The 25,233-nt window shown below is 72.4% G+C and carries 24 protein-coding genes, 1 other RNA gene and 1 pseudogene; 10 read left to right on the plus strand and 16 right to left on the minus strand.

The window, feature by feature from the left end:
- Window positions 1–91: 91 nt before the first annotated feature.
- Both FHX45_RS11030 and FHX45_RS11035 read left to right on the plus strand, forming a co-directional pair.
- Complete coding sequence (locus FHX45_RS11030) at window positions 92–835, plus strand: FadR/GntR family transcriptional regulator (protein WP_167099669.1); 744 nt, start codon at window positions 92–94, stop codon at window positions 833–835.
- A gap of 34 nt (window positions 836–869) precedes the next feature.
- Window positions 870–1,598, plus strand: a complete 729-nt coding sequence (locus FHX45_RS11035) for a cache domain-containing protein (protein WP_167099671.1) — start codon at window positions 870–872, stop codon at window positions 1,596–1,598.
- On the opposite strand, the gene FHX45_RS11040 is transcribed toward FHX45_RS11035, so the two are convergent.
- The 3 genes from FHX45_RS11040 to FHX45_RS11050 are packed head-to-tail and all read right to left on the minus strand — an operon-like array spanning window position 1,585 to window position 4,132.
- Window positions 1,585–2,358, minus strand: a complete 774-nt coding sequence (locus FHX45_RS11040; RefSeq protein ID WP_167099673.1) for a helical backbone metal receptor — start codon at window positions 2,356–2,358, stop codon at window positions 1,585–1,587. The two genes, FHX45_RS11035 and FHX45_RS11040, sit on opposite strands and share 14 nt — an antisense overlap.
- Window positions 2,355–2,732, minus strand: a complete 378-nt coding sequence (locus tag FHX45_RS11045) for a DUF4326 domain-containing protein (RefSeq protein ID WP_167099675.1) — start codon at window positions 2,730–2,732, stop codon at window positions 2,355–2,357. The genes FHX45_RS11040 and FHX45_RS11045 overlap by 4 nt, the downstream gene beginning before the upstream one ends.
- Complete coding sequence (locus tag FHX45_RS11050) at window positions 2,729–4,132, minus strand: RNB domain-containing ribonuclease (RefSeq protein ID WP_167099677.1); 1,404 nt, start codon at window positions 4,130–4,132, stop codon at window positions 2,729–2,731. Before FHX45_RS11050 ends, FHX45_RS11045 begins: the two co-directional genes overlap by 4 nt.
- 124 nt (window positions 4,133–4,256) lie before the next feature.
- Between FHX45_RS11050 and FHX45_RS11055 the strand changes: the two genes are divergently transcribed.
- Window positions 4,257–5,219, plus strand: a complete 963-nt coding sequence (locus tag FHX45_RS11055) for a nucleotide-binding protein (protein ID WP_167099679.1) — start codon at window positions 4,257–4,259, stop codon at window positions 5,217–5,219.
- Window positions 5,220–5,239: 20 nt separating this feature from the next.
- Complete coding sequence (locus FHX45_RS11060; protein ID WP_167099681.1) at window positions 5,240–5,632, plus strand: SCO5389 family protein; 393 nt, start codon at window positions 5,240–5,242, stop codon at window positions 5,630–5,632.
- Between the two features lie 44 nt (window positions 5,633–5,676).
- On the opposite strand, the gene FHX45_RS11065 is transcribed toward FHX45_RS11060, so the two are convergent.
- The 9 genes from FHX45_RS11065 to rnpB all read right to left on the minus strand — a co-directional run bounded on the left by FHX45_RS11065 (window position 5,677) and on the right by rnpB (window position 15,448).
- A complete protein-coding gene (locus tag FHX45_RS11065) occupies window positions 5,677–5,874 on the minus strand; it encodes a hypothetical protein (protein ID WP_167099683.1) in 198 nt (65 codons plus the stop codon).
- A gap of 39 nt (window positions 5,875–5,913) precedes the next feature.
- Complete coding sequence (locus tag FHX45_RS11070; RefSeq protein WP_167099686.1) at window positions 5,914–6,888, minus strand: hypothetical protein; 975 nt, start codon at window positions 6,886–6,888, stop codon at window positions 5,914–5,916.
- 13 nt (window positions 6,889–6,901) lie between these two features.
- Window positions 6,902–7,900 (minus strand): C40 family peptidase, encoded by a 999-nt coding sequence (locus tag FHX45_RS11075; RefSeq protein ID WP_167099688.1) that lies wholly within the window; start codon window positions 7,898–7,900, stop codon window positions 6,902–6,904.
- Window positions 7,901–7,903: 3 nt separating this feature from the next.
- Window positions 7,904–8,500 (minus strand): hypothetical protein, encoded by a 597-nt coding sequence (locus tag FHX45_RS11080; protein WP_167099691.1) that lies wholly within the window; start codon window positions 8,498–8,500, stop codon window positions 7,904–7,906.
- A 5-nt stretch (window positions 8,501–8,505) separates the two neighbouring features.
- On the minus strand, window positions 8,506–10,566 hold the full coding sequence (locus FHX45_RS11085) for a magnesium transporter (RefSeq protein WP_167099694.1): 2,061 nt from the start codon (window positions 10,564–10,566) through the stop codon (window positions 8,506–8,508).
- Window positions 10,563–13,442, minus strand: a complete 2,880-nt coding sequence (locus FHX45_RS11090) for an ATP-binding protein (protein WP_167099697.1) — start codon at window positions 13,440–13,442, stop codon at window positions 10,563–10,565. Before FHX45_RS11090 ends, FHX45_RS11085 begins: the two co-directional genes overlap by 4 nt.
- Window positions 13,443–13,452: 10 nt before the next feature.
- On the minus strand, window positions 13,453–13,908 hold the full coding sequence (locus tag FHX45_RS11095; protein WP_167099700.1) for a hypothetical protein: 456 nt from the start codon (window positions 13,906–13,908) through the stop codon (window positions 13,453–13,455).
- Window positions 13,909–13,926: 18 nt separating this feature from the next.
- A complete protein-coding gene (locus FHX45_RS11100) occupies window positions 13,927–14,193 on the minus strand; it encodes a hypothetical protein (RefSeq protein WP_167099703.1) in 267 nt (88 codons plus the stop codon).
- An 869-nt stretch (window positions 14,194–15,062) separates the two neighbouring features.
- An RNA gene (gene rnpB / locus FHX45_RS11105) (RNase P RNA component class A) lies at window positions 15,063–15,448 on the minus strand.
- Window positions 15,449–15,579: 131 nt separating this feature from the next.
- Here rnpB and sfnG point away from each other — a divergent pair.
- The 3 genes from sfnG to FHX45_RS11120 all read left to right on the plus strand — a co-directional run bounded on the left by sfnG (window position 15,580) and on the right by FHX45_RS11120 (window position 19,274).
- On the plus strand, window positions 15,580–16,725 hold the full coding sequence (gene sfnG / locus FHX45_RS11110) for a dimethylsulfone monooxygenase SfnG (RefSeq protein ID WP_167099706.1): 1,146 nt from the start codon (window positions 15,580–15,582) through the stop codon (window positions 16,723–16,725).
- The gene (locus FHX45_RS11115) at window positions 16,722–17,909 is read left to right on the plus strand and encodes an acyl-CoA dehydrogenase family protein (protein ID WP_167099709.1); all 1,188 of its coding nucleotides are present in this window, start codon (window positions 16,722–16,724) and stop codon (window positions 17,907–17,909) included. Before sfnG ends, FHX45_RS11115 begins: the two co-directional genes overlap by 4 nt.
- Window positions 17,910–18,050: 141 nt before the next feature.
- Window positions 18,051–19,274, plus strand: a complete 1,224-nt coding sequence (locus FHX45_RS11120) for an SLC13 family permease (RefSeq protein ID WP_167099712.1) — start codon at window positions 18,051–18,053, stop codon at window positions 19,272–19,274.
- Here FHX45_RS11120 and FHX45_RS11125 read toward each other — a convergent pair.
- The 3 genes from FHX45_RS11125 to FHX45_RS11135 are packed head-to-tail and all read right to left on the minus strand — an operon-like array spanning window position 19,271 to window position 21,906.
- Window positions 19,271–20,350, minus strand: coding sequence for a histidine phosphatase family protein (locus FHX45_RS11125; protein ID WP_167099715.1), 1,080 nt, complete (start codon window positions 20,348–20,350; stop codon window positions 19,271–19,273). The two genes, FHX45_RS11120 and FHX45_RS11125, sit on opposite strands and share 4 nt — an antisense overlap.
- Entirely contained in the window at window positions 20,347–21,084 is a 738-nt protein-coding gene (locus tag FHX45_RS11130; RefSeq protein ID WP_167099718.1) for a CT398-like coiled coil hairpin domain-containing protein, read from the minus strand. Before FHX45_RS11130 ends, FHX45_RS11125 begins: the two co-directional genes overlap by 4 nt.
- 15 nt (window positions 21,085–21,099) lie before the next feature.
- Window positions 21,100–21,906: a Nif3-like dinuclear metal center hexameric protein gene (locus FHX45_RS11135; protein WP_167099721.1), complete on the minus strand. Its 807-nt coding sequence runs from the start codon at window positions 21,904–21,906 to the stop codon at window positions 21,100–21,102.
- Between the two features lie 40 nt (window positions 21,907–21,946).
- Between FHX45_RS11135 and FHX45_RS11140 the strand changes: the two genes are divergently transcribed.
- The 3 genes from FHX45_RS11140 (at window position 21,947) to FHX45_RS27780 (ending at window position 24,345) form a co-directional block, all read left to right on the plus strand.
- Window positions 21,947–22,420: a low molecular weight protein-tyrosine-phosphatase gene (locus FHX45_RS11140; protein ID WP_341771425.1), complete on the plus strand. Its 474-nt coding sequence runs from the start codon at window positions 21,947–21,949 to the stop codon at window positions 22,418–22,420.
- A 70-nt stretch (window positions 22,421–22,490) separates the two neighbouring features.
- Complete coding sequence (locus FHX45_RS11145) at window positions 22,491–23,351, plus strand: fructosamine kinase family protein (protein WP_167099728.1); 861 nt, start codon at window positions 22,491–22,493, stop codon at window positions 23,349–23,351.
- 121 nt (window positions 23,352–23,472) lie between these two features.
- A complete protein-coding gene (locus tag FHX45_RS27780) occupies window positions 23,473–24,345 on the plus strand; it encodes an SURF1 family cytochrome oxidase biogenesis protein (protein WP_341771426.1) in 873 nt (290 codons plus the stop codon).
- On the opposite strand, the pseudogene FHX45_RS11150 reads toward FHX45_RS27780, so the two are convergent.
- Window positions 24,308–25,228 (minus strand): annotated as a pseudogene (locus tag FHX45_RS11150) (cobalamin biosynthesis protein CobD/CbiB); the annotation flags it as partial. The gene FHX45_RS27780 and the pseudogene FHX45_RS11150 overlap by 38 nt on opposite strands.
- Between the last annotated feature and the right edge of the window lie 5 nt (window positions 25,229–25,233).

A 25,233-nucleotide genomic window follows, 5' to 3' on the forward strand; every position in this document is an offset into this window, starting at 1 on the left:
CCCCGATGGCCGGAAAACATATAAGACCATATTTCATAGGACAAGGTCTTCAGGCAGGATTGTTGCGGCGCTACCCGAAAGAAGGAGGCCGATGCGCAGGCCGTTGACATCCCCCAGCGCGCGATCGGTGCTGTTCGCGCCCCTGGACCAGACCGGGCGGGCCGAGCTCGTCGCCCGGCGCCTGGTGGACGCGATCACGCTGGGTGTCCTCGCCGACCAGGAGCAGCTGCCGAGCGAGGCGGAGCTGGCCGAGCAGTTCGGGGTATCGACCGTGACCGTGCGGGAGGCACTGGTGGCGCTGCGGCAGCAGGGTCTCGTGCAGACCAGGCGTGGTCGCGGCGGCGGCAGTTTCGTCTGCGCACCCCCCGAGGAGAACGACGAGACCTGGCGCGCGCGGCTGCGCGAGGTCTCGCTGAGCGAGCTGCGCGACATCGGCGACGACTACGTGGCCATCGCGGGCGCGGCCGCCCGGCTGGCCGCGGAACGCAGCTCGGCCGAGGACATCGCCCGCCTCCAGCTCGCCGCCGAGGACCTCCACGGCGCGGTCGGCACCGCGGCTGCCCGCGCCGAGCGGCAGTTCCACCTTGAGGTCGCCGCCGCGTCCCAGTCCCCCCGGCTCACCCACCAGGAGATCCGGCTGCAAAGCGAACAGGGTGCTCTGCTGTGGCTGCCGCTCGGCCACCACGATCCGGTGACGGCGTGCACCGAGCACCGGGCCATCGCGCTGGCGATCGCGCAGGCCGACGGCGACCGGGCACGCATATTGACCGAGCAGCACATCCTCGACACCATCGACCGATTGGGTGAGGTGCATCTTGACCTACTCGGGTCCTAAGCTTCGACACCTCGACTACTTCAGGGACGGCACCGTGAACGACACGCTGGCCGGCGAGGGCATCGCCGAAGAGGTGTCCGGCATCGTCGAGGACGTTTTCGCGCGGCTCGCCCCGGTCGTCGCCGCGGCCGGCGCGATCCTCGGGCGGACCGGCCCGGTCCGCGCGGCCGACCTGGACGCGCTGCGCCCGGACGTGCAGGCGGCCCTGGGCGGGCGGATCGTCGGCGCCGGGTTCATCGCGGCCCCGGACACGCTCGCCGACCAGCGCTTCGGCTTCGAGTGGTGGACCTGCACGCCCGGCGGCCCGCCCGCACAGCTGTTCATCAGCCTCGACCCGGGCAGCGACCACTTCCTCGACTACACGCGGCAGTCCTGGTTCACGGTGCCGCGCGACTCGGGCCGCCGGCACATCACCGGCCCCTACGTCGACTACCTCTGCACCGACGAGTACACGCTGACGTTCACCGTCCCGGTCCTGCGGAACGGCACGTTCGCCGGGGTGGTCGGCGCGGACGTGTTCGTGCACGAGTTCGAGCGTCTGCTGCTGCCGAAGCTGCGCCGCGTCGACGGCCGCGCGGCGGTGATCAACGCGCAGGGCCGGGTCATCGCGGCGAACACCGCCCGCCAGGCGACCGGTTCCCTGGTGCGCGACCCCGACATCGCGTCCTGGTGGAACGCCGGGGCGCAACCGGTGCACGAGGCCGGCACCCTGCTGCTGCGCTGCGGGGACGCGCCGATCGCCCTGCTCGTCACCAGGCGCTGAACGCGGCCTCCAGAGTGCGGTGGGCGTCCACCAGCGACGGCCCGTACCAGGTCAGGTACCGCCCGGAGACCAGCACGAACGGCACCTCCGGGAACGCCTCCGGGCCGTCGTTGTCGGTGAACAGGTACGGCTCGTCGGGCAGGACCAGCAGATCGGCCTTGCCCTCGGCGAACCGCGACCGCAACTCGTCGATCTTCGGCCGCGGGTACCGGTCCTCGTGGCCGGCGTAGACGTTTCCGACACCCAGCCGGCGCAGCACGTCACCACCGAAGGTGTCCCGCCCGAGCACGACCCACGGTTTGCGCCAGACCGGCACGATCGCGCGGACGCGCTCGGGCCGCGTGTCCCGCCACAGGCTTTCGGCGGTCACCAGCCAGTCCGGTTCGGACACCTCCAGCCCCTGGGTCAGCAGGCGGCGCAGGGAGGCCAATGCCTGCGGGACGGTCTCCGGAGCCGCCATCACCCACACCGGGATCCCGTTGGCGCGCAAGCGTTGCACGTCCTCCGGCCGGTTCTCCTCGGAATTGGCCAGCACGAGATCCGGGCGCACCGCGAGGACCTCGTCCACCTTGGGGTACTTCGACCCGCCGACGCGGGACACCTCGAGCGACTCCGGATGCGTGCAGTAGTCGGTGGCCCCGGCGATCCGGCCGGGCGCACTCACCTCGACCGCCTCGGTCAGCGCGGGCACCAGGGAGACCACGCGGCGCGGCACACCACGCACCGGCACGTCCGCGCCGAGGTCGTCGAACAGGGTCATCGCTTTCCTTCGAGGTGCTCCAGCAGGACGTCGCCGTGGCAGGGCAGCGGCGCGCACCAGCAACCCAGGGCCCGGCCGGCCAGCTCGGGCAGGCGCGCCAGCAGGTCCGGCTGCCCGGCCAGGTATTCACGGTAGTGCCGCACCATCGCCTCCCGGTCGTGCTTGGCCTCCTTGACGAACGGGTTCGCGAAGTCGGACTCCGGCCACGAATGCCGGTTGCCGCGGTGTCCGATGTAGGTGATCAGGTCGTGCTCGACCAGCCACGGCACGAGGTGTCGATGCGGCCCGGACTTGCGGACGTTCACCAGCACCGCGTGACCGTCCCGGACGCGCCGGGCCAGTTCGCGCTCCTCGTCGGTCCACTCGCCGGTCATGCGCGCTCGAACGACACCTTCCGCTTGTCGGCGTCCACCGCGGTGAGCCGGACGGTGATCCGCCGCCCCTCCGGCAGGTTCTCCCCCGCGCACCGCGCCATCACCGGCGGGTCGGCGAGCATGATCTCGGCACGGTTGTCCTCCGCCCGCAGCACGACGGCCTTGAAGGTGTCCCCGGCGCGGCCGGCGAGCATCCAGGCTTCGACCTGGTCCAGGCATGCCTTTTCGACGCGCGCCGCGAGCAGGTCCGACGCGTTCATCAGTCCCGGCAGGGCGGGCAGTGCCTCGCGCGCCCACGCCGGAACCGGCTCCCCGGCGGACACCGCCAGGCAGATTTCGGCGGCGAACCGGTCGGCCAGCCGCCGGATCGGGGCGGTGACGTGCGCGTACGGGGCGCCGATGCCGGCGTGTGCGACCGTCTCGGGCAGTTCGCCGTCGAAGGCGGTGTACCCGGCACCGCGCAGCAGCCGGGTGGTGTCGGTGTACAGGGCCATCGACTCCGGTTGCGCCGGGTCGAGTCCGGCCAGCAGTTCGGCCACACTCGTGCCGGCGGGCCAGTCGATGCCGAGCGCGCGGGCCGAACCACGCAGCCAGAGCAGCGTCTGCGCGTCCGGATCCGGCAGGGTGCGCAGCAGGCCGATCCGGGCGTCGATCATCATCCGCGCCGCGGCCATCCCGGTGAGCAGGGAGATCTCCGCGTTCCAGGCTTCCAGCCTGGTGCGGGGCCGCATGCCCAGCACCCACTCGCCCCCGTTCGCGCCGATGGCCCGGTCCGGCAGCTGCGGTTCCACCGCGCCCCGGCGGACCGCCAGCTCGCGGCGCAGCGTGCCCAGCTCCGGCAGGGCGGCGATCGACGGGTGCGGGGCAGCCGGGTCCTCGGTCGCGTAGTCGAGCTGCTCGGTGGAGCGGACCAGGGCGCGGCGCACGTTCGCCTGCGTGAGCTCGCCGTCCCGGTCCAGCTCCAGCGTCCACAGCACGGCGGGACGTGCCTCGCCGGGCAGCAGGCTCGCGGCACCTTCGGACAGCACGGGCGGGTGCAACGGCACCGTGCCGTCCGGGAGGTAGAGGGTCTGCCCGCGGCGACGCGCCTCGCGGTCGATCGGGCCGCCCGGCGTCACGAACGCGGCCAGGTCGGCGATCGCGTAGTGCACCCGGAAGCCACCCGCCCGCCGCTCGATCAGAATGGCCTGGTCGAGGTCCTTCGCGCCCGGCGGATCCAGCGTGACCAGGGGCAGGTCCGTCGCGTCGGCGCGACCGGCGGCGAACTCGGACGGGTCCATGACCATGCTCTCGGCCTCGGCGAGCACGGCCGGGTCGAAGTCCTCCGGCAGCTCGAACTCGGCGCGCAGCCGGGCGAAGCCGCCGTCCGCCGAGTTCGTGCCGGTCACGACGTGGGACACCCCCCAACCCTAACCCGGTACGCGCGCATCGGTCGCCCGATCGTGCTTGCGCCGGATGGGTGTATCTTGCCCGCACACTGACGAAAACCGATATCGTTTTCATCAACGGAAGGGTGCGCACACTGTGAAAGTCGCCTTCGTCGGCAAGGGCGGCAGCGGGAAGACCACGCTGACCTCGCTGTTCGCCGGGTACCTCGCCGGTTCCGGCTGCCCGGTCCTGGCCATCGACGCCGACATCAACCAGCACCTGGCCGTGGCACTGGGCGCGTCCGCCGAGGAGGCGGCCGCGCTGCCGGCGCTCGGCGAGCACCTCACCCTGATCAAGGACTGGCTGCGCGGCGACAACCCGCGGATCACCGGCGCCGGCGCGATGATCAAGACGACTCCGCCCGGCCGGGGCTCACGACTGCTGCGGCCGTTCGAGGACAACCCGGTCTTCGCGGCCTGCTTCCGGGACGTCGCCGGCGTCCGGCTGGGCGTCACCGGCCGGTTCTCCGAGGACGACCTGGGCGTCGCCTGCTACCACTCCAAGGTCGGCGCGGCCGAGCTGCTGCTGAACCACCTGGTCGACGACGCCGGCGAGTACGTCGTGATGGACATGACGGCGGGCGCCGACGCGTTCGCCTCCGGCCTGTTCACCCGGTTCGACGTGACGTTCCTGGTGTGCGAGCCGACCCGGCGCAGCGTCGGCGTGTACCGGCAGTACGCCGAGTACGCGCGCGACTTCGGGGTGCGGCTCGCCGTCGTCGGGAACAAGGTCACCGACGACGAGGACGTCGAGTTCCTGCGTGCGGAGCTGGGCACCGATCTGCTGTGCTGGCTGACCGGGTCGGCGCACGTGCGGGCCGCCGAACGCGGCCGGGCACGGCCGATCGCGGCGCTGGAGCCGCACAACCTGGACGCACTGGCCACGCTCCGGTCCACTGTGGATTCCACGCAGCGGGACTGGGCGAAGTTCCACCGCCAGGCGGTCGAGTTCCACCTGCGCAACGCCCGGTCGTGGGGCAACGAGCGCACGGGCGAGGACCTGGCCGCACAGGTGGACCCCGAATTCGTGCCCGGCCCGCCCGCGCTGGCCGGGGCCTAGTGGAAACCGGAAGGAGCACGATGTCCCTCGATGTACCCGCCGACCTGCTCGCCCGCGCCGAATCGGGTGCCGTGACCGATGACGAGTTCGTCGCCTGCGTGCGCGACTCGCTGCCCTACGCGTGGCAGGTCGTCAGCCAGGTGGCCGCCGACCTCGCGGCCGGCACCGCCGGCTTCGCCGGCCACGCGACCCCGCCGCCGAGTGAGCAGGAGCGCGGCCAGCTGCTGCGGGCGCTGGCGTCCGACGCCATCCGCGGCGGGCTGGAGCGGCACTTCGGCATGAAACTGGCCTTCCAGAACTGCCACCGCGTCGCGGCGTTCCGTCCGGCGGCAGTGGACAGCGACGACTACCGGGAGTTCATCTCACCGGCCGGTCAGCTGCGCAACCAGAGCCCCGAGCTGCGCGACTGCTGAACGGGTCGAAGCGGCCCCGGACCGGACCCGGTCCGGGGCTCTTCTCATTTCCACCTGGCGTCTTCCTCATCGGCCTTGCGGGTCCGCTCGCGCGCGATCTCGAGCGCCCGTTTCGCCGTCGCCTCGTCGGGATAGGGGCCGAGGAGGTCGATGGACCGCGACCGCTCGAGGTGTTCCACCTCGCCGGTGCGGGTGTTGTAGTACCAGCCCTGGTCCGGGTTCGGGTCCGTGTCTTTCGCCATGCCCCGAGCTTCGCACCCGGCGCGGACCCGCGCCAGCGGTCAGGGGCGGTAGCGGTACGGCAGCTCCGTCGGCCGGCCGGTCGGGCCGAAGTCCTGCTCCGGCTGGTCCTCCTCGAACCAGTCCCGGTTCGCCCTCGCGGGCGCCGCCGGCTCCGCATCGGCCGTGCGGCCGCCCAGGGGGATACCGGCCGCCGGAGTGGGCTGGGGCTGCGGCGGCAACGGCTCGGTGAACCGAGGCCGCTCCTCCACCGGCTCCATCGTGCGCCACGCCTGCGGGTCCGTGACCGGCCGCGTATCCGGCTGCGCGGTCGCCGGCGTGGGTAGCGCCGCACCCGGCTCGGACACCGGCGCCCAGCCGCTCTCCCGCGCCGGCCTGGCGCCCGCTTCGGGCGGCGTTCGCGGTGCCGCCAGCTTCTTCGGCGGCTCCGGCAGCGGCGGCACCTCGGGCGACGGCGTGGTCGGCGTGGTCCGCCACACCGGAGCCGGCGGGATGATCATCGGCGCGGCCCGCGGCGCTTCCGGGGCCGGGGCGGCGGCCCGCGGTTCGCGGCGGGACTGGCCGCGTGGCGGGATCGGGTCCAGGCACGGCACCAGGACCGTGGTGTTCTCCGGCTCCTCGACCTTCCGCCCGCTGCGCTCGCGGTAGATCATGTCGCCGTCGCCGTCGATCTCGACCAGGTAGCCGACCTCCGCGAGCTGCTCTTCGTCCAGGTTGACGAGCTTTTCGTAGCGCGACGGCACGGTGCGGTACACCGGCCACGACAACGACCGGTGCTGCTGGTGGAACTGCGCCAGCAGACCGGCCATCTGCTGCTGCCACGGCAACGACATCGACTCGGCCAGCGACCGCGGCAGCACGACGTAACCCTCGTCCACGCCGGGCAGCGTCTGCGACAGGTAGTCGGCCAGCGGAGTGCTGGACGCCGGCGGCCCCGAACGCGGCGGGGGCGGCGGGGCACCGAACAGATCGCCCAGCTGCGCCGGCTTCTTGCGCTTACCGAACTTCTTCGCCACCGGGAATCACCTCCTACACACCGGGCCGGACTGCCTGCGGCACGAGTTCGTCTTCGGTCCAGGAAACCTTCCGGATGTGCACCGGCACACCGTCCTGCTGCGCCTCCACGATCTTCCCGTCGCCAAGGTACATCGCGACGTGGTGAATGGTCGCCGGGTTCGAGGTGTCGTAGGCCCAGAACAGCAGGTCACCGGGCTGGGCGTCCCGCACCGGGAGCATCGCGCCGTTGTGGTACTGGTCGCGCGACACCCGGCTGAGCGTGATGCCCGCCGCCTCGTACGCCCGCAGCATCAGACCGGAGCAGTCGTAGGCGTTCGGGCCCGTCGCGCCCCACACGTAGGGTTTGCCCTGCTCCCCCAGCGCGAACTGGATGGCGGCCGACGCGGCGTTGTTCGGCGGCAGCACCAGGCCCGCGCTCTGCCCGCAGCCGACCATGTCCGCGACCTGCCCGAGGTTTTCCACCAGGTGGGCGGCCATCTGCTCCCACTTGTGGTACCGGTCCGGGAAGGCCGAACGCTCGACGTCCTGCGCCGAGGCGCCGGGACGCTGCTTGTCCCAGTCCGGCACGGCGAGCAGCACGTCGTAGAACTTGTTGATCTGGTACGGAATGTCCTGCAGCTGCGCGACCGTGCCCCAGCCCATCGACGGCCGCATCTGGAAGATGCCCAGCGAGTCGCGGTCGCCGTAGTTCAGGTTGTGCATGCCCGACTCGGTCATCCCGGCCTGGATCGCGATCTGCCAGGCACGCGGGGACAGGCCACGCTGCTTGCCGATCTCGATGATCTGCCCGACGATGAACTGCTGGTCGCCGGTGAGCCGCGCGGCTTGCGCGGCACCCTGGTCGCCACCCGGCACGCTCGGCCCGATCGCGGCATCGCAGCTGACGTTGCGGTAGGCGGCCTGCATCTGGGCCTGCTGCTGGTCGGTCACGACCTTGCTGAGCACCCCGACGGTCGCCACCCCGGCGAACAGGACGGCGGCCAGGCCGCCGGCGAGGACACCGATCCGCATGGGTCAGCTCGCCTGGTCGAAGCCGGTGACGAGCCAGCCGGCCGGGGTCTTCGCGACGGTGATCGACAGCCTCGGGCCGTCGGTGGGGACGAGCACCTCGACGGAACTGGTGTAGGACTTGGTGACCGTCGGTTCGCCGGTCACCCGGGTGGCCGGGACGTTCGCCGGGTCCACTGTGGACATCTCCGGCAGGTACTCCGCCGTCGTGAGTGGACGCAGGCCGTCCAGCCACTGGGCGTTGGTGATCCCGGCCGGGTGCGTGGACCACGCGGTGGCCCACTGCCTGGCGACCTGCAGCGCCGCCGGGTCCGGCGCGGCGGGCGTCGGCTGCAGCAGGGGCGCGGTGAGCCGGGTCGGCAGGGGTGTCGACGTGGCACCGCTCGGTGGCCGTGTCGTGGTGCCGTCGGCACCCTGCACGCGGACCGGGGCCGGCCCGGGACGGCCGGGATGGCCCAGCAGCTGCGGCACCACGATGCCGATCGCGACGATCAGCACGATGACCGCGACGGCGCTGCCGACGAGGTGGGCGGGCGAGCGCAGCGGGAAACCCCAGATGCGGCGGTAGACGGCGGCGCGGCCGCGGTTGGTCCGGATCGGCATCTACCTCACCGCACGATCCGGTCGGTGTCCCGGAGATCCTCGCGCACCTCGAGCCCGCGCGAGGGCCGGTACAGCACGTGAACCGGCTTGCCGCCGACGAGTTCCCGCCCGGCGCGGCGTGGTTCCGGCCGCTGCGCGGGGGTGGCGGACACGCCCGGCCGCGAAATGCGCGACGGGATGACCACCGGGTCGGGTTCGTCCCAGCCCCGGTCGTAGACCGGCGAGGTGTCCACGCGGCGGCTCGGCGGCTGCGCGACCGGCGGCATCCAGCCGTCGGCGCGGCGCGTGGTGCCCGGCGGCGCCGAGTAGACGAACGCGTCCGGATCGGCGCCCTGCGGGACGTAGCCGGCGTGGGCGGGCTGGTTGCCACCGCCCGAAGGCAGTCCACGGCGGGTCCGGGCGGGCAGCGCGGGGCCACCACCCGGCCACGGCGCGCCGGACCAGGCAGCCGCCGGGCGGGCGGCCATCGCACCCGCGCCGTCGAGCCGCTGCGCGGTGGCGAACACGGTCGCCTCGGGACGCCCGCGACCGGCCGACCCGGTCGGGCTGGCCACCTCGCTCTCCTCGCCCTCGCGCACGCTGTCCCAGAACTCGTCCTGCGGCGTCGGCCCCTGCTTCTTGCGGAACCGGCTGAACAGCCCCCCGCTCGGCGCCGGAATGGACGACCCGACCATGCCGACCGACATCTCGACCATCTGCCACAGGCGGCGCACCGGCCGCCCGACGAGGAAGAGCAGCACCGTCACCAGACCCGCCATGACCATCTGGGTGAGAATCGACAGCGAATTCCCCGCAGCGAAGATCGCCTGCAACAGCAGGGCGTGCACACCGGCGAGCACCGAGAGGACGAGCAGGTTGAACCCGACCGCGCCGATCAACCGGGCGACTCGGCGCAGGATGTCGTGGTGCAGGAGCGCGACGAGCCCGATCAGCGGAGCGGTCAGCACGAACAACCGGATCAGCACCTGGGCCAGGAGCACGGAAGCCTTGGCCAGCAACTGGAACAGGGCGTAGACCAGGCTCTGGCCCAGCGCGAGGAATCCCGAACCAGTCCGGCTGCCACCTTCACCCGTGAAGTACTGGGTGGCGGGACCGAGCTGAGTGGAAATGTTCTTGTAGGCGGCCTTCTTCCCGTCCACCACGCCCTGGTTGGCATCATCGCCGTTGCGGATCTGGTCCCATGTGAAGGCTTGCGCGTCGAGCAGCGGGCGCCCGAACTGCTGCGCCTGCGAGGAATCCGGGGCGCCGAATTCGCCCCGCAACCAGTTGCTGTAGATCACCTGGTTGTACAGGTCGGTCGGCAGAATCTCACGCACGATACGGTCGCCGGAGTTGTCCACGAATCCGGCCTGGATGTTCGTGCTCGTTTGCACGATGGCCCGGTCGATGGGATCGAAGTACTGCAGCATGGCCATCGACGAGGCCGCGAGCCAGACGGCCCCAAGGGCGTAGAGCCCGCGTTTGCTCACGGCCGACAGATCACCCCGCCAGATGTTGCGGAACATCATGATGGCGAGCACCAGCGCGAACAGGCCGAACAGCTGGGCGTAGATGTTGTTGTAAACCTTTTCCGCACCCGACTTGACGGCGTTGTAGATGGGGTTGAGGAGCCCGCCTTCCATCACGGTGTAGTGCAGCGAGTTGGTCGCTCCGACGATGTTCTTGCCGATGTTGAACAGCTGGTTGCCGGCCCAGGTGTCAATGGTCGTGTTCGGGCTGGTGATTCCGGACAACGGGCCGCAGTCGGTCTGGTAGACGTACCAGACGGTGCCCGCATAGCTGTAGTCGAGGTAACCACTGCCGTTCTCGCCATGACGCGCCGGCGGGTCCAGCGCGCCCACCAGCCCGGAACCGGGCCGCTCCGGATTCGGTGCGTCGCCGCAGGCTGCGGCTGACGCGGAGGGCGCCAGGACGGTCGTCTGGAAGGCCATCACCAGGACTACTCCCAGCACGGCCGTCCAGCGGGGTGGTCTCTTGCGGCGGCTGCCGCGGTTCTTCAGACCCCTGCGGAGCGCGTGCCAGCACCCGGCCAGGGCGAGCACGCTCAGGACCGTCACGAGCGTCATGCGGCGTCCCAGCCGCCGCGGTTTCCGGCACCCGCCCGCTCGCCCGCGCCGGGCACGTCCTCGGCGAGGATCTGCTCCTCCGTGAGCCCCACCTCGCGCTCGGCGGCCAGCTCGAGGTCCGGTTCCAGCTCGTCCTCGGGTGGCGGCGCCGGGACGTGCTGGTCCTCGACGGCGGGCTCGGACTCGCGGGCCCGCGAGTCGGCCGGCAGGGCGTCCTTCGAACCCGGCGTCGTGTCCAGGGCGGCGCGCAGGTGGGCCAGGTGCGGGCCGGAGAAGTCCACGCGGATGCGCTCCACTCCGCCGGCGCCGTCGCCGAAGATGAACTGCCGCGGCTCGCGGTCGCGCTCCAGGCCGCGCTGCGCGCCGGGCCGCCGGCCCAGCGAGGCGACCACCTGCTCGTACCCCACGCCGACCGGCACCTTCAGCAGCCGCAGCGCGTCGGCCTGTGCCTCGTCGTCGTCGAGGCGCCCGACGAACACCGAGTCGAGCAGTGCGACGAACCCCTGGATCTTCAGGAAGTCCGCCGGGATCTGCGAGGACAGCAGCACACGGACGTTCCACTTCCGCGAGTCACGCGCGAACCGGTTCATCAGCACGCGCCCGGTCGGGACCTCGGACAGGAAGAACGCCTCGTCGATCCACACGCCCTTGCGCAGGTCCTTCGGCTTCTCGTACACCGACCGCTGCGTCAGCCACGCGGCCAGGTTCAGCATCTCCACGCCGAGCGCCTCGGCGTCGGTCCAGTGCTCGCGGCCCACGCCGTCCTTCGGCAGCGTCAGGCCGGCCATCGTGAGCACCGTCAGCCGGTCGTCGCGCGTCTCCGAGTACGGGTCGGCGTCGCTCTCCGGGATCAGCAGCGACATGCGCTCACGCATCTCGTCGAGGAAGTCCGCGACCACCACCGCGTGCTCGTGGTGCTCGCTGGAGTCCCGCCGCAGCGCATCGATCACCTGGCCGGGGTCGGCGTCGTACCGGCCGCCGACCGCGCGCACCGCCCGCAGCAGCACGATCCGGCTCTGCGGCATGCGCGCGACCTCGTAGGGCAGCACGCCGGTGAGCACGTCGAGCACCAGCCGCCGCCGGGTCGCGCCCGCCAGCGCACGCTCACGCCGCCACGCCCGCTCCGGGTCGTCCTCGTCCATGAAGTGCTCGAGCAGCGGTTCGGCCACCACCCGGTACGGGTTGAGGATGCCGGGCTGCGCGTTCAGCAGGTTGATCGGCCGCGCGTAGGGCCGGATCTCGGGCAGGTCGCACAACCGGGACAGCGGACCGGACGGGTCGAGCAGGGTCCAGTGCGCCCCGGCCCGCAACGTCTTGTAGACGATGCCGCCGCCGAGGAACGACTTGCCGCCGCCGAGCCCGGCGACCATCGCGGTCAGACCGGATCCGTCGCGGATCTCCTGCGCCATCCACGGGTCCCACGCCACCGGGCGCCGCGTGGCGGTGCAGGTCTCGCCGAGCAGGATGCCGCGCCGGTCACCGACCTCCGCGGTCGCCGTGGGCACCGCGGCCGCGGCCCACACCACGGAACCGCGGCGCATGTAGGCCGCCGAGGACAGCGGCTCGCCCGGGATGAACTCCCGCGCCAGCGCGTACTGCGCCTCCGGGTGCTCGATCGCGATCTTCGGCTTGTACAGGTCCAGCAGCTGCTGGGCCAGCCGCAGCGCCTCGCGCTCGCTCTCGCCGGACACCGCCAGCCGCCACCACGACCGCACCCGCGTGGCCAGCGCGGTGAAGCCCGAGGTCATCTCGTCGTCGATCTCCAGCACCCGGCCGGCCTGGCGCGCCAGCGACTGCGGCGGCTCCAGCTCGTGCTCGTCGGTGTAGTGCTTGACCTGCGAGCGCACCTTGTTCATCTGGCGTTGCAGCTCGCCGGCCACCTCCTCGGGGCGGCGCACGTAGATGCGCGCCGACCACTCCACCGAGGCGGGCAACCGGTCGGCGTGCTGCACCCACGGGTCGTCGACCTCGGGGATCTGCAGGCCGTGCATCTGGCCGACGGTGAGCACCGCGAGGTGACGCTGCACGCCCGCGTTGGAGCCGGTGCGCCCCCGCACGGTGAGCGTCGGCGCGTACGGCTCGGCGTGGAAGTCCGCCGCGTCGGTGAAGCTGGCCAGGTCCTCCGGCTCCCACGCCGCACCGGGCACGGCGGGCAGGTGCCGGGGCGCGGGCAGGCCCAGCGAGCACGAGCGGTGCATCAGCCAGGACATCTCCTCGGCGTGCACCGGGCGGCCCTCCAGGCCGGACGAGCCGATCACCTGGTCCAGGTGCTCGACCTCGGAGTCCAGCGCGGCCAGCTCGGCGTCGACCGCCTCGGGCAGGATGCGGCGCAGCAACGGGGCGGCCCGCTCGACCGCCCGGTCGACCGCGCGCCGGGTCTGCACCTGGACGCCGAGGTAAACCTCCTTCTCCGCCATCGACCGGCCGAGCAGCTGCTGCTGCTCGCCGATCAGGTAGTCGTCGAAGGACAGCGCGCCGGGCACGTCCGGTGGGCGGCGGACGGCGTTGTGGACGTGCGCCTCGGCCCACATCCGGATCGGGTAGGGCCGGGTGGTGACGCGCAGGTGCAGCCACCGGCCTTGCAGTTCGGCGTACTGACCGGCGATCGCGGCGATCAGGTCACGCCGTTGCGAGTCGGAGCGGAACGACCAGCGCTGCGGCGCCAGCCGGTACCAGGCGTACACCTCGTTCCCGGTGCGCACCAGGTGCCCGTCGATGGTGCGCAGCGCGATGGACGGGGTGTAGCTCGGTATCGCCTGCTCACCGGGCAGCCGGCGGCCCTGCTTGCCGGGCGCGCGGCCCGGCTGCGGCGACCACTGGGTGGCCCCGCCCGGGTCCGGCTTCCCGGCCTTCCGGCGTCCGCCGCTTCCGAACAACCTCTACCTCCTACCGTGGCGCCGGAGGGCGTGCGCCACGCGGTCGTGCTGTCTGGTGGTGAGGATGGGCCCCCGCCGCGGCGGGGTGCCGTTTGTGCTTGGGCAGCGGCCGCTGGTTCCGCACGCGGATCTTCGTGGCCGTGACCGCACCGCCCGCCCCGGAGGTCTGCTCGCGGGGCGTTTGCAGTTCGCGCAGCCACATGGTCAGGACGGCACCGAGCGGACGCTCGTGACTGATCTTGGCGGTGATCATCCGGGTGATCAAGATCGTCAGGACGAAGGCCCACGCGGTGGAGAAGAAGCCGAACCCGAAGCCGAGCTGCCGCTCCACCGCGAGGACGAGGAGGAACACCGGGATGCCGACGCCCCACGCCACGTAGCGGGCCCGCCAGGGGAACGTCGCCTTCGGCGGCCCGAGCCAGACCGCGTCGACCCGGTAGACCTCGTCATCGGTTCGAATCCGCACGCGTGTTATCCCGCGCCGTCAGCTGGTGAACAAGCCGGCGATCCACTGGCCGACGTTGACGCCGAGCCCGCTCACCGCGAGGCCGACGATCGCGAGCGCGATCACCACACCGGCGAGGCGGCGCATGACGCCGGCGTTGTCGCCTTTGCCGCCGCCGAGCCAGAGCAGCAGCAACGCGACGGAGAGCAGGACCAGGGGGATGATGTTGTCCAGCAGCCACTGCTGAACCCCTCGGGTCCTGATCTCCTGCTGCGCCAGGTGCTGCACAACTGTCATCATGGTCATCGCGTACTCCCAGGTGCGAGGAGTGTGGGTGTCGGGTGGGTCAGCGCGGGCGGGCCCACGAGGTCGGAAAGTTCGTCCGGTCTGTCTAGCCCATCATGGCGTCACGAGCTGTGACGGTCAAAGCGCTCACTGTCGAACGGCAGTCCATTCACACCAGGCACAGTACGGCCACTTCCACTGAACTCGTCGCCCTCCATCATCGTGGCAACACCGCTCAGGGTTAACCCCCTGCACCCGGATTTCCTAGTGTGGGCATGGACTCACTCACAGGCGCAATCTCGGCTCACTCTGGGTGTGCGGTATCGCTGGTCGATGGCGCGGGGAACAGTGTGGCATGACCCGTTCGGCCGCATCGCATGTACCCGGGCGTGACGGCCCCTCCGGGCGAGTCGATCATCCGATCCGGCGAACGCGATCACGGAGCGCCCCGGTGGCTCGGCCGGGTGATCACGAAGCGTGATCGGTAAGCACTTTCGGCTGAACTCTGGTGTAAGCGCTCGCCCGGTCGGCCCGAGGTGCGCAGCTCGCTCGCGGTGCGGCGCAAACGCTTTCGCGCCGGCGGGCGGGCGCGGTTGCCCCCTCGCCGCACCGCGTGGATCAGGTGCGCCAGGACGCGGACACGCCGCGGCCGGATCTCGGGGACGCGCGACGGCTCCTCGAGCCCACGCGCGGGGGTCGACGTCGCCGGCGGTGGACGAGACCACGTCCGCGCTCACCCGGCCCACGGCGGCGGACCGGCTCGCGAACCGGATTCGTGCGGGCAGCGGCGCCCGCACCCGGCGGCACCGGTCAGTGCAGCCGGGCGCCGGCGCGCACCTCGCCGTGGTCCACGAGCCGAACCGCGGAGCCGGGAACCCCGGGGATCGGGGCGGACGAGTTGGCCTGTAAGCCGGATCCTGTCCCGCGGCCGGAGCCGCGGTGGCGGCCATCCATCTAGGCCCGCCGTCGCCGACGGGCTCGAGCGGCCTACCCGCAGGCATCGGACGGGCCGCCCTCGATCGCCTGCGCAGGCACCTTCCGGCGCCCTCTTGGCCTTGCTCCGGGTGGGGTTTACCGAGCCACCCCGGTCACCCGGGGTGCTGGTGGTCTCTTACACCACCGTTTCACCCTTACCCCGATCCTGCCGGACCGGGGCGGTCTGTTTTCTGTGGCACTGTCCCGCGGGTCGCCCCGGGTTGCGGTTAGCAACCACCCTGCCCTGCGGAGTCCGGACTTTCCTCGAGGGAGTGACCCTCGCGGCCGCCCGGCCAACTCGTCCGCCCATCCAGGGTAACCGTTCCCACGGCGTGGACGTCGGTTGCCCCTCCTGCTGCCCACCGCTTTACTCGGAATCCGATCGCGCGACCGTCGACGCACAATTCCCGACACCATTTTCGTGGAGCATTCATGCCCTCATTTCCCCCGCCCGGTCCGCGTGAACCGCTGAAATTCGCCTATTGGGTACCGAACGTCAGCGGCGGGCTCGTCACGAGCCGGATCGAGCAACGCACCGACTGGAGTTACGACTACAACCGCGAGCTCGCCGTGCTCGCGGAGAACAACGGCTTCGACTACGCGCTCACCCAGGTCCGCTACACGGCCAGCTACGGCGCCGCCTACCAGCACGAGTCCACCGGGTTCAGCCTGGCGCTGCTGCTGGCGACCCAACGGCTGAAGGTGATCGCGGCCGTCCACCCCGGACTGTGGCACCCGGGTGTACTGGCGAAGTTCGTGGCGAGCGCCGACGTGCTGTCCGGCGGCCGCGCCGCGGTCAACGTGGTCAGCGGCTGGTTCAAGGACGAGTTCACCGGCCTCGGTGAACCCTGGCTCGAACACGACGAGCGGTACCGCCGGAGCGAGGAGTTCATCCGCGTCCTCAAGGAACTGTGGACGGCCGACTCGGCCGAGTTCCGCGGTGACTTCTACCGGATCCACGACTTCGACATCAAGCCGAAACCGGTGGCCGGAGCGGACCGCCCGCACCCGGAGGTGTTCCAGGGCGGCAACTCGACCGCGGCCCGCAAGCTGGCCGGGCGCGTGTCGGACTGGTACTTCAGCAACGGCAAGGACTTCGACGGGTTCAGCGAGCAGGTCGCGGAGGTCCGCGGGTACGCGGCGGAGAACGACCACCACGTCCGCTTCGGGCTCAACGGGTTCGTCATCGCCCGTGACACCGAGGCCGAGGCCCGCGAGGTACTGCGGGAGATCGTGGACAAGGCCGACGTGGCGGCCGTGAAGGGCTTCTCCTCGGCGGTCCAGCAGGCCGGAAGGTCCACATCGGACGGCAAGGGCATGTGGGCGGACTCGGAGTTCGCCGATCTGGTCCAGTACAACGACGGCTTCCGCACCGGGCTGATCGGCACGCCCGAGCAGATCGCCCGGCGGGCGATCGAGTACAAGCGGCGCGGGGCGAACCTGCTGCTGCTCGGTTTCCTGCACTACCACGAGGACGTGGAGTACTTCGGCCGTCACGTCCTGCCCATCGTCCGCGAGCTCGAGCAGGAGTTCGACACCACCGCCGCCACCGCCGAGCCCGTGGGGAGCCCCGCATGACCACCATCGGAACCGACTGGCTCGTGCGGGCGCGCGAGGTCGCCGCGCAGCTGGCGGTCGACGCCGTCCAGCGCGACCACGAGGGCCGCACCCCCACCGCCGAGGTCCAGCTGCTCAAGGACAACGGCCTGGTCACCCTGCTCGGCCCGGTCGAGCACGGCGGCGGCGGACAGACCTGGGAGACCGCCTACCGGGTGATCCGTGAGATCGCGAAGGCGGACGGCTCGATCGGCCAGCTGCTCGGCTACCACTACCTGTGGGCCTGGGCGGTGCGGCTGGTCGGCACCGACGCGCAGATCGCCGCCGTCGAGGAGCTGTACACGCGCGGCAACCTGTTCTTCGGCGGCGCGGTCAACCCGCGCGACTCCGACCTGCGGATCAGCGAGGACGGTGACGACCTGGTCTTTCGCGGGCACAAGTCGTTCTCCACCGGCAGCCGGGTGTCGGACCTGACCGTGCTGGAGGGGGTGCTCGACGGCACCGGCGAGCACATCTTCGCGATCGTGCCGTCGAACCAACCGGGAATCGTGTTCCACGACGACTGGGACAACATCGGGCAGCGGCTCACCGAATCGGGCAGCGTGACCATTTCCGGCGTGCGCGTGCCGTGGCCGGACGCCGCCGGATACGTGGACCGGAAATTCCGGCCGCTGGTCTACAACACGCTGAACGTGCCGGCCATCCAGCTGGTGTTCACCAATTTCTACCTCGGCATCGCGCAGGGCGCGCTGGAATCGACGCTGGCCTACACGCGGGAACGGACCCGCGCCTGGCCCTACGGTGGCGACGACAAGGAGTCCGCGACCGACGAGTGGTACGTGCTCGAGGGTTACGGCGACCTGCAGGCCAAGCTGTGGGCGGCGGAGGCCCTGGTGGAACGCGCGGGTGCGGCGATCTCGCCGATCCTGCACGCGCCGCGGGAGGAAGTCACGCCACAGGCGCGCGGCGAGGTCGCGGTGCTGATCGCCGCGGCCAAGCAGCGGATCGTCGAGACCGGCCTGGAGATCGGCACGCGGATCTTCGAGCTCACCGGAGCGCGGGCGAGCGCGTCGAAGTACGGGCTGGACCGGTTCTGGCGGAACCTGCGGACCCACTCCCTGCACGACCCGTTGCCCTACAAGAAACGGGAGGTCGGGGACTACGCCGTGAACGGCCGCCACCCGGAGCCGACCTGGTACACCTAGCCACCGGTTGCCCGCGGGCCACCCTCGCCGCCGGACAGGGCGCGGGGGTGGCCCGCACCGTCCCGCACCGTTCCTGGGCGTCACCGGCCGCCGGTTCGCCGTCCGGGGCGGGCACGCCGGGACGGTCGCTAACGTGGAGACATGGTCGCGGCGGTCGGGAGCCTGGGTGCGCTCGCGGCCGTTCTCGGGTTCGCCATGGCCCGGCCGCGCGGCTGGCCGGAAGCGGTGGCCGCGGTACCGGCCGCACTCGTCGTCCTCGCGCTCGGTCTGGTGCCGCTCCGGGAGGCGGGTGCCCGGATCGCGACCTTGGCGCCGACGCTCGGGTTCCTCGCGGCGATCCTGGTTCTCGCCGACCTGGCCGCCCGCGAGGGTGTCTTCCGCTGGCTCGGCGCCCGGCTGGCCGGCGCCTGCCGCGGCCGATCGCGCCTGCTGCTCGCCCTGACCTTCGCCGCGGCGGCCGGCACCACGGCGATCCTCAGCCTCGACGCCACGGTCGTGCTGCTGACTCCGGTGGTCCTCGCGACCGCGCAGACACTCGGCCTGCCGCCGAAACCGCACCTCTGCGCCTGCGCCCACCTCGCGAACTCGGCGTCCACGCTGCTGCCCGTCTCCAACCTGACGAACCTGCTGGCCTTCGCCGCCTCCGGGCTCACCTTCACCGGGTTCGCCGCGCTGATGGCGCTGCCGTGGCTGGTCACCCTCGCCGTGGAACTGGCGGTCTTCCTGTGGTTCTTCCGGCGCGACCTGACCGGGCACGCCCGCGCCCCGGAGCCCGGCCCGCCGGCGCCGGTGTTCACGCTCGTCGTCCTCGCGCTGACGCTCGCCGGGTTCGGCGCCGGGCCGCTGATCGGACTGGCACCCGGCTGGGTCGCCGCGATCGCCGCCGCCGTCCTGGCCGTGCGCGCGCTGCTGCGGCGCGAAACCGGCCCGCGGCAGCTGGTGGCCGCGGCGAACCCGCCACTCGTGCTGTTCGTGGCCGGGCTCGCGGTCGTGGTGCAGGCCGTGTCCGACCACGTGCTCGGCGGCCCGCTGCGGGCGCTGCTGCCGGCCACCACCGGGCTGCCCGAACTGCTGCTCACCGCGTTCGTCGCGGCAGCGCTGGCGAACCTCGTCAACAACCTGCCCGCCACGCTGATCCTGCTGTCCGCGATCGGGCCGCACCCGGCGCCCGGGGTGCTGCTCGCCGTCCTGCTCGGGGTGAACATCGGCCCGAACGCCACCTACATCGGTTCGCTGGCGACGCTGCTGTGGCGACGGGTCCTCGGCCGGGACGCACCCGGTCTCGGCGAGTTCACCCGGCTCGGCCTGGCGACGGTCCCGGCCGGTCTGACGGCCGCGACCGTCGCGCTGTGGCTCGTGCTCTAGCCCAGGTGGGAGATGTCGTTGACCAGCCGGACCGAGGCGTTGCCGTCCGGGTAGAACTCGACGATCGACAGCGACGCGAGGTCCAGGTGCAGCCGGAACAGCAGCGACGGCCCGGCGTCCAGCCCGAGGCGCAGCAGGGACTTGATCGGCGTGACGTGGCTGACCACCACGATCGTCCGCCCGCCGTGGGTCTCGACCAGCTCGTCCCGCGCGCGGCGCACCCTCCGGTGCACCTCGTCGAAGCTCTCCCCGCCGGGCGCCGGCACGGACGAGTCGCGCAGCCACCGGCCGTGCAGCACGGGGTCGCGCTCGGCGGCCTCGGCGAACGTCAGACCCTCCCACTCGCCGAAGTCGGTCTCCAGCAGACCGGGATCGGTCGCCACGCGCGCGCCGAGCGCGTCGGCGACGGCCTGGGCGGTCTGCCTGGTGCGGGTCAGCGGGGAGGCCACGACGGCGGTGTCCGCGCCGAGATCCGGCATCGCGGCGAGGCGTTTCGCGGCGGCCGCCGCCTGCTGCAGGCCCTGTTCGGTGAGCGGCACGTCGCCACGGCCGGAGTAGCGGCGGTCCACCGACATCGCGGTCTGCCCGTGCCGCAGCAACATCATCCGCGTGGGCGTGCCCTGCGCGCCGGTCCACTTCTGCGGGGTGGTGCGCTCGGTGGCGGTGCTGCTGCCGGCCTGGGTGTCCATGGCCTCGTTCGCGAGCCGGTCGGCGTGTGCGTTCTGGGCGCGCGGGATCCACTCGTAGGTCACGCCCGCGAACCCGGCGGCGAGCTCGCGCGCCTGCCCGGCGAGCTCGCGCAGCGCCTCGTGCTTGATCTTCCAGCGGCCGGACATCTGCTCGACCACCAGCTTGGAGTCCATCCGCACGGCCACCTCGGTGGCACCGAGCCCGGCCGCGGCCCGCAGCCCGGCGATCAGGCCGGAGTACTCGGCGACGTTGTTCGTCGCCACACCCAGGCCCTCCCGCCGCTCGGCCAGCACCTCGCCGGTGGCCGCGTCGCGGACCACTGCGCCGTACCCGGCCGGGCCGGGGTTGCCGCGCGAGCCGCCGTCGGCCTCGACGACGACCTTCACAGGCCCGACTCCACGGTGCGCACCAGGATCGCGCCGCAGTTCTCGCACTGCACGACCTCGTCCTCGGGCGCGGCCTTGATCTCGGCCACCGTGTTGCGGTCGAACTCCATGTTGCACGCCAGGCACCGGCGCTGCCGGACCAGCGCGGCGCCGATGCCCTTGTGCGCGCGGACCCGCTCGTACAGCTTCAGCAGGCCCTCTGGGAACCGCGGCACCAGCTTGGCGCGGTCCTCCTCGCGGCGGGCCTTCGTGGTGTCCAGGTCGGCGAGCGTCTCGTCGCGGCGGCCCCGCACGTCGGCCAGTGCCTGCTCGGTCTTGTCCACCTCGGCGCCGGTGCGCTGCACGTCCAGGGTCAGGGCCTCGCGGCGCTCCATCAGCTCCAGCAGGTCGTCCTCGAGCGCGCTCTGGCGGCGGGCCAGGGTCTCCAGTTCGTGCTGCAGGTCGGTGACCTGCTTGGCGTTGACGGTGCCGCCGTCGATCAGTTTGCGATCGCGGTCCTCGCGGGCGCGCACCGACTCGATCTCCTTCTCCTGGCGCGCGATCTCGCGGTCCAGGTCCGAGGCCGCGGTCTCGTGGCGGATCGCGGTGTCCCGCAGCTCGCGGAGGGTCTTCTCGATGCCCTCGATCTCGGCGGTCTCGGGCATGGTGCGGCGGCGGTGCTCGACCCGGGACAGCTCGGCATCCACTTTCGCGAGCTCGAGCAGCTGACGCTGGACGGCCGGCTCTGCCTTCACTGGTACTCCCTCGGTTCACCCACGGATGGTCCACGGATCGGTTCGGCGCGTGGACACGTGAACGTTGACGTTACCCGCAAACGCCGCGCGCAGGACGGCCGAGGCTTGGCCGCACCACGGCCACTCGCTCGCCCAGTGGGTCAGGCCGACCAGCGCGGGCGCGCCGGGGCCGGTCTCCAGGTGCTCACCGGCCGGGTGGTGACGCAGGTCGGCGGTGACGTAGGCGTCCACGCCGGCTTCGGCAGCGGCGGCGAGGAAACCGTCGCCGGCCCCGCCGGACACCGCCACCGTCCTAATCGGACGATCCGGGTCGCCGGCGCCGAGCACGCCCGGTTCGGTCCGTGGCAGGGCGGCGGCGACCCGGCGCACGAACGCCGCGAAGGGCTCCGCCCCGGGCAGCTCACCGATCCGGCCCAGGCCGGTGGTGCCGTCCGGGTGCGGGTCGAGCGGGCGGAGCACCCGCAGGCCGATCGCCTCGGCGAGCGCGTCGGAGACGCCGGGGTTCGCCGAGTCGGCGTTGGTGTGCGCGCAGTACAGGGCGACACCGGCGCGGATGAGGCGGTGCACCAAGCGGCCCTTCGGCGTGTCGGCGGGCACGCCGTGCACGCCGCGCAGCAGCAGCGGGTGGTGCGCGACGACCAGCTGGACGCCGGTCTCGATCGCCTCGTCGACGGTCGCGGCCACCGGGTCGACGCAGACCAGCACGTCCGTGACCGGCTCGGCCGGGTCTCCGCAGACCAGGCCGACGGCGTCCCAGCTCTCCGCGAGCGCGGGCGGGTAGGCGTCCTCCAGGGCGGCGATCACTTCGGCGAGCACGGGCATGGGGCGATCTTCGCACGCGCGGTGGGGCACACTGCGGGGTGTGACCGAGCCGAGCCTGCACATCTGCTTCGTCTGTTCCGGCAACATCTGCCGCTCCCCGATGGCGGCGATCGTCGTCCGGGAGCACCTCCGGCGGGCCGGGCTGGCCGACCGCGTGCGGGTCACCAGCGCGGGAACCGGGCCGTGGCACGTCGGCGAACCGGCCGACCCGCGCGCCCGGGACACGCTGCGCGCGAACGGCTACTCCGCCAAGCACGTCGCCGCGCAGGTGGACGGTGACCACCTCGCCGCCGACCTCCTGCTCGCCGCCGACCAGGGCCACCTGCGCACGCTGCGGCGGATGGTGGACGACCCGGACCGCGTGCGCCTGCTGCGCTCGTTCGACCCGTCCGCCCCGGACGGGGCGGAGGTCCCGGACCCGTACTACGGCGGCGACGACGGGTTCCCCGAGGTGCTGGTGATGATCGAGCGCACCGTGCCGGGGCTGCTCGACTGGGTGAAGGCCCGGTTGTGACCGTGTCCGTGCGCCGCCCGCCGCACCCGGATACCGTGTCGGACATGCCGACGCGGGTACAGCGACAGCCATGAGCGCGCGGGAAGCCGTGGAACGGCTGCTGGGAGTCGAGGTCACCGGGGTGCGCCGCAGCGGCGGGGCCGTGTGCCTGGTCACCGCCGCGGGACGTGGTGTGCTGGTCGCCAAGGAAGGCGCCGGACCGGGTGCGACCGACGCCGAGGCCGCGGGGCTGCGGTGGCTCGGCGAGTACGGCGACGTCCCGGTCCCCGAGGTCCACGCGCACGACGGCGAATGGATCGTGATGGCCTACGTCCCGCCGACCTACCCGGAGGCCGCGGCGGCGGAGGAGTTCGGGCGCGGCCTGGCGCGGCTGCACCTGCGGGGCGCAGACGCTTACGGGTCGCCGCCGCCGGGCGGGCCCGCCGACGCGTGGATGGGCCTGGCGCCGATGCGCAACGAGCCGGGCGAGGACTGGGCGTCGTTCTACGCCGCGCAGCGGGTGCTGCCCTACGTGCGGATGTGCGTGGACCAGGGCCTGTACGACACCGAGCAGGCCGCGGTGTTCGAGCGGTTGTGCGCGCGGTTGCCGGAGCTGGGCGGGCCGCCGGAGCCGCCGTCCCGCATCCACGGCGACGCGTGGAGCGGAAACGTGCACTGGGCGCAGGGCGCGGTGTGGCTGATCGACCCGGCGGCGCACGGCGGGCACCGCGAGGCGGACCTGGCCATGCTGCAGCTGTTCGGGACGCCCCTGCTGAGTCACATCCTCGGCGCGTACGAGGAGGCGGCGAAGGACCTGGACGCCCCGCTCGCCGAGGGGTGGCGGGAGCGGGTGGAGCTGCACCAGCTGTTCCCGCTGCTGATGCACGCCGCCGTGTTCGGCGCCGGTTACGCCCGGCAGGCCCTGCGCGCGGCGCGGGCGGCCCTCGGCTGACGCGGCACGGCCGTGACCTGCGGCACGCGCGGGAGTCCGGGTCGGGCCGCACCCCCCGGTGCACTCACGCACTGGGCGTACCTCCCACACCCACCCCACCCGCCACGGCTACCGTAGGGGTGTGCGGCTGAAGTTCCTCCTCAGGCCGAGCTGGCTCGCCCTCGTGGTGGGTGTGCTCGCGTTCGCGTTCGCCTGCTTCACGCTGCTCTCGCCGTGGCAGTTCTCCCGCAACGACCAGCGCGAGGCGCAGAACAAGGCCATCGAAGCCTCGCTCACCGCCGAGCCGCGCCCGCTGGACGACGTCCTGCCGCCCGGCGCCACCCCGGACAGCCGCACCGAGTGGACCCGCGTGTCGATCACCGGCACGTACCTGCCCGAGCACGAGGTCGTGGCGCGGTTGCGGACCGTGCAGGGCCAGCCCGCCTTCGAGGTGCTCACCCCCTTCCGCACCGCGGACGGGCAGGTCGTGCTCGTCGACCGGGGCTACCTGCCGCCCGACTCGCGCACCGAGGTGCCGCCGTACGCGGCGCCGCCGGCCGGTCCGGTGACGGTCGTGGCACGGATCCGGCAGGACGAGACCGACCCGAAGAACCGGGACGCCTTCGCCGACGCGTCCACCCGCGGCAAGCTCCAGAGCTACGTCGTGGACAGCCGCGTGGTGGCCCGGGCGAGCGGTCTGGACATTCGCGCGGGCTACTTCCAGCTCGACTCGGACCAGCCCGGCGTGCTCAACCCGCTGCCGCTGCCGCAGACCGACGCCGGGCCGTTCTTCTCCTACGCGCTGCAGTGGATCGCGTTCGGGATCATGGCCATCGCCGGGCTGGTGTACTTCACCGTCCGCGAGATGAAGCCCGGTGGCGTGCTCAACGAGATGGCCGGGAAACGCAAGCGCAAGTCGGTCGCGGAGATCCTGGCCGAGGACGAGGCCGAGCACGCAGCCGCCGCAGACCGGGAAGACGCAGACCGGGAAGAGCAGCCAGCACAGCGGAACTGACCCCGGCCAGCCACCCGGCCACCCGGGACAGCTCGACCGCGCGGGTCACGTGGCCGGCATCGGGGTTCCGGCCGTCGCCCAGCACCGGGAGTTCCTCGACGCCGTGCGGGTAGACCGTGCGGCCGCCGAGGCGGATCTCCAGCGCACCGGCGAACGCGGCCGCCATGCGGCCCGTGGTGGGGCTCGGGTGAGCCGCGGTGTCGCGCCGCCACGCACGCCACGCCCCGGCCGCCGAACCACCCACCACCGGTGCGCCGGCCACCGTCAACGCGGCCGCGAACCGGGCCGGCAGCAGGTTGACCAGGTCGTCCAGACGCCGGGCCGACCGCCCGGCCGGCCGGGTCGGGTCGTTCACCGTGCGCAGCACCGAGGCGGTGCGCGCGGCGAGCAGGCCGGGCATCCCGGCCACCGCACCCCAGAACAGCGGCCCGACGACCGCGTCCGCGGTGTGCTGGGCGACCGACTCCACCGCCGCCCGGGACAGGCCCACGACGTTCAGCCCGTCGGTCTGCCTGCTGTCCAGTTCGGCGAGTTTCTCCCGGGCCGCGTCCAGCCGGCCTTCTTCGAGGTCGCGGGCCAGTTCGGTGCCGTCCGCGGCGAGCCCGGCGCCACCGAGGACCGCCCAGGTCACGACCGCGGTGCCCAGTGCCTGCAGGACCGGGCGGCCCCGCACCGACCGTTCGGCGAGCAGCCCGGCCAGCACGGCCGAACCGGCCAGCCCGCCGGTCAAGGCGATCCCGGCGGAGCGGTGCGGGGGCAGCCGGGTGCCGAGGTCGCGGACGGCGCGGGTGAAGGCGGTGACCGGCCGTCCGCGCTTCGGCTCGCCGATCACCCCGTCCGCCGCCGCCCCCAGCAGCAGGCCGATCGCCCGTGCGGCACTCACGTCGT

The sequence above is a fragment of the Amycolatopsis granulosa genome, from assembly GCF_011758745.1.
GTDB classification, from domain to species: domain Bacteria; phylum Actinomycetota; class Actinomycetes; order Mycobacteriales; family Pseudonocardiaceae; genus Amycolatopsis_E; species Amycolatopsis_E granulosa.

Bases quoted from the DNA above. Each gene is read 5' to 3' on its own strand.
- FHX45_RS11120 (WP_167099712.1), top strand. From the start codon at position 18,051: ATGGTCGCGGCGGTCGGGAGCCTGGGTGCGCTCGCGGCCGTTCTCGGG.
- FHX45_RS11075 (WP_167099688.1), bottom strand. From the start codon at position 7,900: ATGCGGATCGGTGTCCTCGCCGGCGGCCTGGCCGCCGTCCTGTTCGCC.
- FHX45_RS11060 (WP_167099681.1), top strand. From the start codon at position 5,240: ATGTCCCTCGATGTACCCGCCGACCTGCTCGCCCGCGCCGAATCGGGT.
- FHX45_RS11115 (WP_167099709.1), top strand. From the start codon at position 16,722: ATGACCACCATCGGAACCGACTGGCTCGTGCGGGCGCGCGAGGTCGCC.
- FHX45_RS11030 (WP_167099669.1), top strand. From the start codon at position 92: ATGCGCAGGCCGTTGACATCCCCCAGCGCGCGATCGGTGCTGTTCGCG.
- FHX45_RS11085 (WP_167099694.1), bottom strand. From the start codon at position 10,566: ATGACGCTCGTGACGGTCCTGAGCGTGCTCGCCCTGGCCGGGTGCTGG.
- FHX45_RS11080 (WP_167099691.1), bottom strand. From the start codon at position 8,500: ATGCCGATCCGGACCAACCGCGGCCGCGCCGCCGTCTACCGCCGCATC.
- FHX45_RS11065 (WP_167099683.1), bottom strand. From the start codon at position 5,874: ATGGCGAAAGACACGGACCCGAACCCGGACCAGGGCTGGTACTACAAC.
- FHX45_RS11045 (WP_167099675.1), bottom strand. From the start codon at position 2,732: ATGACCGGCGAGTGGACCGACGAGGAGCGCGAACTGGCCCGGCGCGTC.
- FHX45_RS11135 (WP_167099721.1), bottom strand. From the start codon at position 21,906: ATGCCCGTGCTCGCCGAAGTGATCGCCGCCCTGGAGGACGCCTACCCG.
- FHX45_RS11040 (WP_167099673.1), bottom strand. From the start codon at position 2,358: ATGACCCTGTTCGACGACCTCGGCGCGGACGTGCCGGTGCGTGGTGTG.
- FHX45_RS11145 (WP_167099728.1), top strand. From the start codon at position 22,491: ATGAGCGCGCGGGAAGCCGTGGAACGGCTGCTGGGAGTCGAGGTCACC.
- FHX45_RS11100 (WP_167099703.1), bottom strand. From the start codon at position 14,193: ATGACCATGATGACAGTTGTGCAGCACCTGGCGCAGCAGGAGATCAGG.
- sfnG (WP_167099706.1), top strand. From the start codon at position 15,580: ATGCCCTCATTTCCCCCGCCCGGTCCGCGTGAACCGCTGAAATTCGCC.